The following is a 516-nucleotide window of genomic DNA, read 5'->3' on the forward strand; positions in this document are numbered from 1 at the left end:
TCCATGATTACGTACATCGAGTAGTTCAGATAAGCGTCTTCAGTGAACTTGCGCATTGGCAACTGTTCAACGCCATCGTAGGTAATTTCTGTAGACATCCGTTAAACCTCTGCCAAATCGCCGTTGTTTTGTAGCCAAGAACGACGGTCATCTGCGCGTTTTTTACCTAGCAGCATGTCCATCATTTCCATAGTGGCTTCAGAGTCGTCGATCGTAAGTTGAACCAAACGACGCGTGTTCGGATCCATTGTGGTCTCGCGTAGCTGAATTGGGTTCATCTCACCCAGACCTTTGAATCGTTGCACGTTGATTTTGGCTTTCTTCTTCGACAAACGTTCTAAAATGCCATCTTTTTCATCGTCATCGAGGGCGTAGAAGACTTCTTTACCACAGTCGATTCGATACAGAGGCGGCATTGCTACATAGATATGACCCGCTTCAACGAGCGCGCGGAAGTGACGAGTAAACAAAGCACACAGTAGCGTTGCGATATGAAGACCGTCCGAGTCCGCATCG

General features: G+C 47.5%; 2 pseudogenes. Both read right to left on the reverse strand.

The features are described 5' to 3' along the window. Positions 1–98 (reverse strand): annotated as a pseudogene (locus R7040_RS30660) (DNA gyrase subunit A); the annotation flags it as partial. A 3-nt stretch (positions 99–101) separates the two neighbouring features. Further along, a pseudogene (locus R7040_RS29985) lies at positions 102–516 on the reverse strand (DNA topoisomerase IV subunit B); the annotation flags it as partial.

It is taken from the genome of Vibrio sp. 1069 (assembly GCF_033340555.1).